Annotated in this window: 7 protein-coding genes and 1 pseudogene; all 8 read left to right on the top strand. The window is 36.8% G+C overall.

Annotation, left to right across the window (positions count from 1 at the left end; all coding sequences use genetic code 11):
* Window positions 1-280: DUF3916 domain-containing protein (locus V7137_RS26735; protein ID WP_335700884.1), on the top strand; the 280-nt coding region annotated here is incomplete at its 5' end.
* 156 nt (window positions 281-436) lie between these two features.
* Window positions 437-874 carry a VOC family protein gene (locus tag V7137_RS26730; RefSeq protein ID WP_335700883.1) on the top strand — a complete coding sequence of 146 codons (438 nt, stop codon included), beginning with the start codon at window positions 437-439 and terminating at the stop codon, window positions 872-874.
* 234 nt (window positions 875-1,108) lie between these two features.
* Window positions 1,109-2,125: an endonuclease/exonuclease/phosphatase family protein gene (locus V7137_RS26725; protein WP_335700882.1), complete on the top strand. Its 1,017-nt coding sequence runs from the start codon at window positions 1,109-1,111 to the stop codon at window positions 2,123-2,125.
* A gap of 193 nt (window positions 2,126-2,318) precedes the next feature.
* Window positions 2,319-2,771, top strand: a complete 453-nt coding sequence (locus V7137_RS26720) for a hypothetical protein (protein WP_335700881.1) — start codon at window positions 2,319-2,321, stop codon at window positions 2,769-2,771.
* A 280-nt stretch (window positions 2,772-3,051) separates the two neighbouring features.
* Window positions 3,052-3,843, top strand: a pseudogene (locus tag V7137_RS26715) (transposase).
* Between the two features lie 506 nt (window positions 3,844-4,349).
* Window positions 4,350-4,676 (top strand): hypothetical protein, encoded by a 327-nt coding sequence (locus V7137_RS26710; protein WP_335700880.1) that lies wholly within the window; start codon window positions 4,350-4,352, stop codon window positions 4,674-4,676.
* Window positions 4,677-5,455: 779 nt separating this feature from the next.
* Window positions 5,456-6,112 carry a DUF3885 domain-containing protein gene (locus V7137_RS26705; RefSeq protein WP_335700879.1) on the top strand — a complete coding sequence of 219 codons (657 nt, stop codon included), beginning with the start codon at window positions 5,456-5,458 and terminating at the stop codon, window positions 6,110-6,112.
* A 329-nt stretch (window positions 6,113-6,441) separates the two neighbouring features.
* Complete coding sequence (gene ppsA / locus V7137_RS26700; protein ID WP_335700878.1) at window positions 6,442-9,042, top strand: phosphoenolpyruvate synthase; 2,601 nt, start codon at window positions 6,442-6,444, stop codon at window positions 9,040-9,042.

Genomic DNA, 9,042 nt, shown 5'->3' with positions numbered 1-9,042 from the left:
GAAAGCACAAGCTGAATATAGAATTTACGCATTGATTAGTCTTCCTGATTTATTCGACTCCCAGATTGTGGTATTACCCCATAATAGTTGGTTTGATGGATTTTTTAAAAGGGACAGTAAAGAACAAAAATGGATACTTTTAAATACATCTAGAAATCTCGTTCAAGAGTGGGAACTTAATTGCCCCCCTGACTTACAGATAAAAGGTTTTAAAGAAATAATCTCAGAAGAGGATTACTATTCAGAGGGAGAAAAGTGGTTTATAGGTGAGTTAAATTAACTTTAATATCAAAAAAGTTTGTGAAAAATTCTACTTAAAGTAACGGTGCAGGTTTGTTGAAGAAGGATATTTTCTGTTTTAAGCGAATTATAATTTCAAACAAACCTTACACCAATACAGGTATTGAAAATAACAGGAACATAGGAGGTATGAGATATGAAGATCAATAGAATAGATCATGTGAGTATAAACGTAAATGATCTTTCAGAGGCTAAAGCGTTTTTTCTTGATTTAGGACTTGAAGTGCAAGCCGAATGGGAATTGGATGGAGAACAGTTGGACAGAATAGTTGGGCTTAATGATGTTAAAACGGCATGTGTAGGATTGGGGATGCCAGATGGTCAGGCATGGATAGAGCTAGTCAAATTTTATACGCCGTCAGATGAAATAGATATTCAGCAACCTTTTGCAAATACGCCGGGTATCCGACATATTTGCTTTGCTGTTGAAGATATTGAAGCTATTGTTGCAAAATTGAAAAAGAACGGCACGGAAATCTTTAGTGAGATACAGCAATATGAAGAAAGTTATAAGTTATGCTACGTTCGTGGTCCAGAGGGAATTATTTTAGAGTTGGCGGAGAAAATCAGATAAATATTGAATGGGACTTTAAATGATTTAGATCTCCAACTTTAAAGATTTCTTCTTAAACTATCGGGTGCATATGTTAAAGATGGGATGGCTGCGGCGATCCCGTTTTCTAATTGCACTAACGGGGCAGAATCCTTCAATAATTAAATGTATAGTTACCATAGTGATATTGCCGTTACAATATGCTAACTTGTCTCATCTTATATTAGTATATTTTGAGAAGAGAGGCGACTTTTTTTGAATCCTGAAGTTTCGTTTTTAACGTGGAATATTTATCGAGGGGCAGACATAGCACCATTGGCTGTACCAACGCCAGCGGCGGTAACACAAGTGTTTCGTCAATTTCTTGCTACTAATTTTCCTGTTCGAGCCAAAGCGATTGCGAGAGAGATTGCATCCAAAAAACCTGACCTCATCGGTCTGCAAGAAGCGGAAAAATGGACACTAAAAATTCCTGATTTTCCAGATGTTACTTATGACCTTATTGAAATACTGCTGGATGAGTTAAGAGAAAGAGGACTGCACTATGAAGTAGCAGCTCTTCTTGAAAATCCAAATGTACTTGCTCAAGATCTTCCAGACAGCAACGGAAATAAGATTAGTTTTTTGAATCGGAATGCCATATTGATTCGAAAAGACCATGGACTTAAGGTAATTAATCGACAAGTATCTCATTTCAAAACGATGTTTGATGGGTTTCTTCGAGGGTGGTGCGCTGTCGATGTGAAAGTGGACGGAAATGTTTTTAGGATGATCACCACCCATTTGGAGCCTCTTAATCCTCCGACTAGGGTGGGCCAAGCACAGGAGTTAATTGATGGTCCAGCCAATACCGATCTTCCAGTGATTATTACGGGAGACTTAAATTCTCCCCCTAATAGCCCTCCGTATAACATACTAATCACTAATGGATTCCGTGATGTATGGAACGCGGTAGGTGAAGGTCTTGGACTAACCTGTTGTCAGGGTGCTGATCTTTTAAATGCAGTTTCTAGCTTAATTATAAGAATAGACTATATTTTGTTTAAAAATGGTTGGAAACCAAAGGAAGCAGAATTAGTAGGAGAAGAACAGAGTAACAGAACAAGAACGGGTCTATGGCCGTCCGACCACGCAGGTGTATCTGCAAGTTTACATTTAGAGGATCATCATGATCATCACCATGATGAAAGCAGTGATGAGAGTAGTGAACATCATCACCATCATCCACCTCATCCACCTCATAAAGAAAGCCGTGACGAGAGTAGCGACTAAGTTTTGAAAGTTAGATTGACCGTTTCTTGGTTAAAAAGGAACGGTCTAATTATTTTGGATAGATAATCCTTATTAAAGTAACGGGGTGCTTTACTTCAATATTTTCTTCAACTAAAGGAGCAGGTTTGTTAAAGAAGGAAAAATAAAAAATAGGTAGAATTATTGAATTTATACCAAAGAATAGGGTGATTATATGCAAATGCTTGATAATTGGGGGCTTGTTTCAATATATGCCGACCGCCTTAACAATTTGATTATTTTTCCCAATGGAGAGTCTAAGGAGGGTGACACAAGAGAAATTGATGTAGATTTTAAAGTTAATGATCCATTTACGGAAATGGAGTTAGAAGACACTTTAATAAAAGCTTTAGAATTATGCCATTCAAAAATTCCTCCTGATATAAATGAATTATCAGCAATAGAAAGTGCGATAGGTAAAAAAGGATGGTGGAAAGTGACGAAAGACTTGAAATATCTTTCACTTTATTGGAATAAAAGTGATGGGTTTTTAGTTAAACCATACAAAAGAATACCACGAAAAGGATATATACTTTTGGTAGAAAATGGAATATCGTTAGGGAAAAAGCCAGAACCTGGTCAATTAGCAGCAGCAGTAAAAAAAGCAATAGAATTTTCAAGACTTTAAAGCAAGCGTCACTTAGAGTATTTACATATAAATTATTGCAAAAATTTCGTCCCAATCAAGAGAAATCAAAAGATTGTGAAATGATGTACTTAAAGTAACGGGTGTGATAGCTTAAGAACGATTTTGCTGCTTCGGCAGCCTTTTTTAGTTGTTCCACTAACGAAGCAGGTTAGCATTCCTGTAGATTGTTAAATATCAGGTTTGAAAAAAATAGAGCCCCTCAGTAAGATACGAGTATAGAGCCCAATCTAACTCAGAGTCTTTAGGAGGAAGCCCTACTATGAATTTTAAAATGCAAGACAAACAAAATCAACTAATAGAAAGAAATTCCGATACACATCTTATTGTTGGTGTGGATATCGCTCAACATCTATACGTTGCCAGAGCAGTTAACTTCCGTGGAATCGTAGTTGGAGATCCTATTACATTTGAAAATAATGAAGAGGGGTTCGTTAAACTATTAAACTGGATTCAAGATTTAAAAAGACTAAAAAACTTAGATGCAGCAATAGTAGGTATGGAGCCTACAGGCCATTACTGGATTAACCTATCAAAATGGATATATAACATCTAGAACAATTATTAGAAGAATATGACCTCGCAGTAAAACAACTCGAAAGAGTTGAACAACAAGTTAAAGAAGTCCTCAATAAAATACCATATGCAAAAAAACTACTTACGATTAAAGGAATAAGTGAAATTTCATTAGCTGGGATACTCGGTGAGTCAGGAGATTTAAGTGGATTCTCCCACGGAAACTCTCTATTACGTCATGCGGGATTACATTTAGCTGAAGCAAGTTCAGGTAAATGGAAAGGTCAGATTTGTCATTTCAAAGCGTGGAAGATCAAGACTCCGACGCTTCCTCTACTTAGCAACTATGAGCCTTGTGATGAATAACACTGAATTTAAAGCGGTTCATTCCCATAATGTGAAGGTTAAAAAGATAAAGAAAATGAAATCAATCATGAAACTGATAGGAAAACTAGCAAGGATTTTTGTAGGAATTGCACGACGGAACGAGTCTTACTGTCCTAATAAAATCCAAGTATTAATTCCTTTAGCAGCTTAGAATTAAATAGCATAGTTGAAAATAGTTAACTTTAATTTTTGAATGTTGTCTTATTCGTAGGATTTCAAAAATGCACGGAGTACCAGGTTTCTTCAACAAAAGGGCACTGTGACCCATCAGGTTAGCATAACTGGCCTCTACCCCTTGGATAGGCATGACGAAGGAATGAGAGGGCAATTGACCCGTTGAGACATGGGAGGGAAAGCCTCCAGGGGCGGCGTGGAGATGTGCATTATATGGTAAAATATGGAGTGTTAGCTGACTCTTTTATTTAACTATGCCTTCACGAAGCCAAAATGATCTGAACGCATTCCAATTACCCGTAAATCCAAATACAAGGGTTATGAAATCCTGCGAATAAGTGAGCATTTGAGAGATATCCGTATCAAACTGAGGGAGTTGAATTAGGAGGGTGGTTGCGGCGGGTTAAACTTCGGTACCATGCCATGGGTAATACATATAATAACTACAGTTAATTTAATAAATTTATACGAGGAGAAAATTTTATGCTTACCGAAGCCGATGCATTTAGATATGGCGGTTTTATAACTGTAAGACTCATTGGTCAATTGCCCACACCATGCGATGAAGTAGAAGAACTCGTACATTACCCGGCAAACGGAATTGGTTCTGCTCGAATTTTTCTTAGAGTGGGCAGAAAACCCGGACTGGAAAATATGTACTGCACACAGGGATTGGGGAGAATATGGAGTATGAATTCAGAGATTCGTGATAATTATTCTAAGACTGTAGAGATTTTTATAAATGACCATTTTGTGAGGAAAATACGAGTCATAGAAATCACATATGAAGGATGGCATAACATACATTGATTGATAGCTTTACCCTTTTTTCATATTTAGTTAACACATCTTATCTACCCGTATGGGTAGTCTTTCTTTGAATTAACTATGGTTATCTTTATGAAATTTGATTTGATTGTGAAGAAATGTACTTACACTAACGGGTAGCAAGAGTTGAAGATTGGGGTTGCTGCGGCAGCCTTTTTTCTTTTTCCACTAACGGGTAGGATAGTGGATAAAGGAATATGGTTAAATGATATTTACCGAGGAAGATATGACTTCAAATAAAAACACTCCAAACTTTTCCATAAATGGTGATACACTATAAAAAAGGAGGGAAATTCAGAATGGAATTCAAATTTGGGAACTTTGCTATTGTGCTACCCCCTTTACACATTACGATTATAGCAATAATTATTATTTTCTTTTTAGTAAGGTGGAGCAAGCAATTAGAAACACGACGTTTTACGATTTTCTTTTACTTTCTGATAAGCACTTACATTGCTCCAATTTTTTCTCGCAGTACAAAGAAGGTGTCTTTCAGCTATGAATTCCGTTGGGATTTATATTCGTTTTCTTATACTTGTTTCGCAGTAAAAGAAACCATCCATCTAAAATGAAAGCGTGTATTTTAGGACTTTGCATAGCATTATATCAGTTAATTCTTCAATATGTTAGGTAGTTTTTGGTATTCCACTAACCAGGGCAAGAGTTCTTTTAATAATCTATTATCCACTCTTCACCTAACGAGTGCTTTTCTAGAAAATGTTATTTTACGGTGATTGTAAATAAATCTGGTTGGAGGAAAAATGATTAAAAATTTATATTCATTTTTAAATCAGAATTTTGAGGGGCTAATTTTAGAACCACCTCTACTGTATTCTTGGAGTAATGGTATTAGGTTTGAAATTTCAAATCCGATAATACCACACTATGCAAAAGAAAATTTGAAACAAACTTTTCAACGTTCCATTACTTTGTTTAAAAAGGTGTTTGATGAGAGAGATGAAATTCTGCTGGTTGCCGATGTGCTTACAACAAGTAACAATCACTTTCTTCAGAGGAAACCTTTAAATGTGTATAAGAAGTATTTAAAAGATAAAGATCTATTTTACAAATTACACCATCAACTTTTTGTTAGGTTCTTCGAAGATGAAGTGGATCAGATGGTTATTCACCGATTTATCCTTCAGTGTAAAAAAGATACTATTAGGTATGCCCCACTATTAAAAGCCATTTGTTATGAGGACTTTGCACATTCATCTACGATCTTGAAAAATAATCAAGAAAGTGGATATGAAATTTATTTTGTTAATCTAAATAAAAAAATAATTTTTCACTTATATGATGATCGTGGCTGCGATATTTTAGCAGCCGATAAAGAGGATATTCGTTATCTTTATGAAGAATTTAACGATTGGATATTAGATTATGATCGCAAAAGAATTGATCGCTTGTTTAAGTAGAACATAACGTTCATCTTCAACTAACGAAGCAGGATAGTTTAATTAGAGCCTGAAATCTCATACTAAAATAAGGTGTTTTAGGGAAAATAAACAGATTAAATGGAAAAAAGTTGATTTAAATCATATTCATATTGTGGGTTAAAAGGTATATGAGCTGCTTTCGAGGGGATGAACCGGGTCTTCAGCTTACTTTATGGTAAGGTCTAGTAATTTTTTTTGAACTCTTCCTAATTTAATTATACCATTTAAAAAATGGATAATATAGACTTTTTATTCTCATTTACTACTGCTAAAATCAATAGAACATTAATGGTTAGGGGAGATGTGGAATGAGTTCTTTGGTTCTCGGTTTTCAGGAAATGGAAAAAACACAGCTTTTGCTCGTTGGTGGAAAAGGGTTAAATTTAGGGGAATTATCAAAAATTCAAGGAATACAAGTACCAGAAGGATTTTGTGTTACAACAGTGGGATATCAAAAAGCCATCGAACAAAACGAAACGTTTCAAGCTTTGTTGGATCAACTAACAAAGCTAAAAGTAGAGGATCGAGATCAAATTGGTGAAATCAGCAGGAAAATTCGACAACTCATTATAGAAGTAGAAATTCCTTCAGATATTGTGATAGCAGTTGCTCACTATCTCTCCCAGTTTGGCGATGAACATGCTTATGCAGTGCGTTCTAGTGCGACTGCTGAAGATTTACTACATGCCTCTTTTGCTGGTCAACACGACACCTATTTAAATGTCATCGGAAAAGAAGCAATCTTGCAGCATATCAGCAAATGTTGGGCTTCCCTATTTACGGATCGTGCGGTAATCTATCGAATGCAAAACGGATTTGACCACAGCCAAGTTTATTTATCCGTTATCGTTCAAAGGATGGTTTTCCCACAGGCTTCAGGGATTTTATTTACCGCTGATCCAGTTACTTTCAACCGAAAGTTGCTATCAATCGATGCCAGTTTTGGACTTGGAGAAGCACTGGTCTCTGGCTTGGTATCTGCCGATGGTTATAAAGTACAGGAAGATAAAATCGTCGATAAGATGATAGCAACCAAAAAATTGGCTATTTATGGACTAAAAGAAGGCGGAACAGAGACCCAGCAGATCGATCCCGATCAGCAGCAGACTCAAACACTTAATGACCAACAAATTTTACAACTGGCGTGCATCGGAAGACAGATCGAAACTTATTTTGGCTGTCCGCAAGATATCGAATGGTGTTTGGTTGATGATACATTTTATATTGTCCAGAGTCGTCCAATCACGACTTTATACCCCATCCCTGAAGCGATTGATCAAGAAAACCACGTCTATGTATCTGTCGGTCATCAACAAATGATGACAGACCCCATAAAACCATTGGGATTGTCTTTTTTTCTGTTAACGACTCCTGCGCCCATGCGTAAAGCTGGTGGAAGGTTGTTTGTTGATGTCACACATCAACTGGCTTCACCTGTCAGTAGAAACATTTTATTAAATGCTATGGGACAACACGAGCCGCTCATGAAAGACGCACTTATGAATATCATTGGGCGTGGAGATTATATAAAATCGTTACCAAATGATAATAAAGCACCGAGTCCCACTAGAGGCAATACAGATAAGCTGGCACAAATCGAAAACAATCCATCAATCGTTTCTGATTTGATTAAGCGTAGTCAAACATCGATTGAAGAGTTAAAACAAAACATCCAAACGAAATCAGGAATAGATTTATTTGATTTTATTCTAGAAGATATTCAGGAATTAAAGAAGATTTTATTTGACCCACAAAGTTCAGCTGTATTTATGGCTGCTATAAATGCTTCAACATGGATCAATGAAAAAATGAACGAGTGGTTAGGTGAAAAAAACGCAGCAGACACGCTATCTCAATCTGTACCAAACAATATTACTTCGGAAATGGGTCTAGCACTATTGGATGTCGCAGATGTGATTCGTCCTTATCCAGAAGTAATTGATTATTTACAACATATAAAAGATGATAACTTTTTGGATGAACTGGTTAATTTTGATGGTGGACAGGAAGCTAGAGACGCTTTCAATGCATTTCTCAACAGATACGGAATGCGATGTGCGGGAGAAATCGATATTACTAGAACACGATGGAGCGAAAAACCAATTACACTTGTCCCCATAATTCTCAATAACATCAAAAACTTTGAGCCTAATGCAAGCAATCGGAAATTTGAGCATGGGCGGCTTGAGGCTTTGAAAAAAGAACAAGAGTTATTAGATCGATTGAAGCAATTACCGGATGGTGAACCAAAAGCCAAAGAAACAAAACGAATGGTCGACCTAATCCGGAATTTCATCGGTTATCGTGAATATCCAAAATACGGCATGATTAGTCGTTACTTCGTTTATAAGCAGGCTTTACTGAAAGAAGTCGAACAGCTCGTGCAAGCCTACGTTATTCATGAAAAAGAAGATATATACTATCTCACTTTTGAAGAACTTCGCGAAGTCGTACGCACAAATAAACTGGATTACCAGATCATCAGCAAACGAAAAGATGAGTACAAATTATATGAAAAACTAACTCCCCCACGTGTTATCACCTCTGATGGTGAAATCATTGCAGGTGAGTACAAACGAGAAAATCTTCCAGCGGATGCTTTTGTAGGTCTACCTGTTTCTTCTGGAGTTATAGAGGGAAGAGCACGTGTCATCTTAAACATGGAAGATGCTGATCTAGATGATGGAGATATATTAGTCACCTCCTTTACTGACCCTAGCTGGACACCATTGTTTGTATCCATAAAAGGCCTGGTCACCGAAGTTGGTGGACTGATGACCCATGGAGCAGTTATCGCGCGTGAATATGGCTTACCAGCCGTTGTCGGAGTAGAAAATGCTACCAAACTGATAAAAGATGGGCAACGAATTCGCGTGCATGGGACAGAAGGGTATATCGAAATATTATAA

Origin of the sequence: Neobacillus drentensis (assembly GCF_036962765.1) — a bacterium.
GTDB classification, from domain to species: Bacteria; Bacillota; Bacilli; order Bacillales; family Cytobacillaceae; genus Neobacillus; species Neobacillus drentensis_C.
This window is presented reverse-complemented; position numbering and strand designations above follow the sequence as displayed.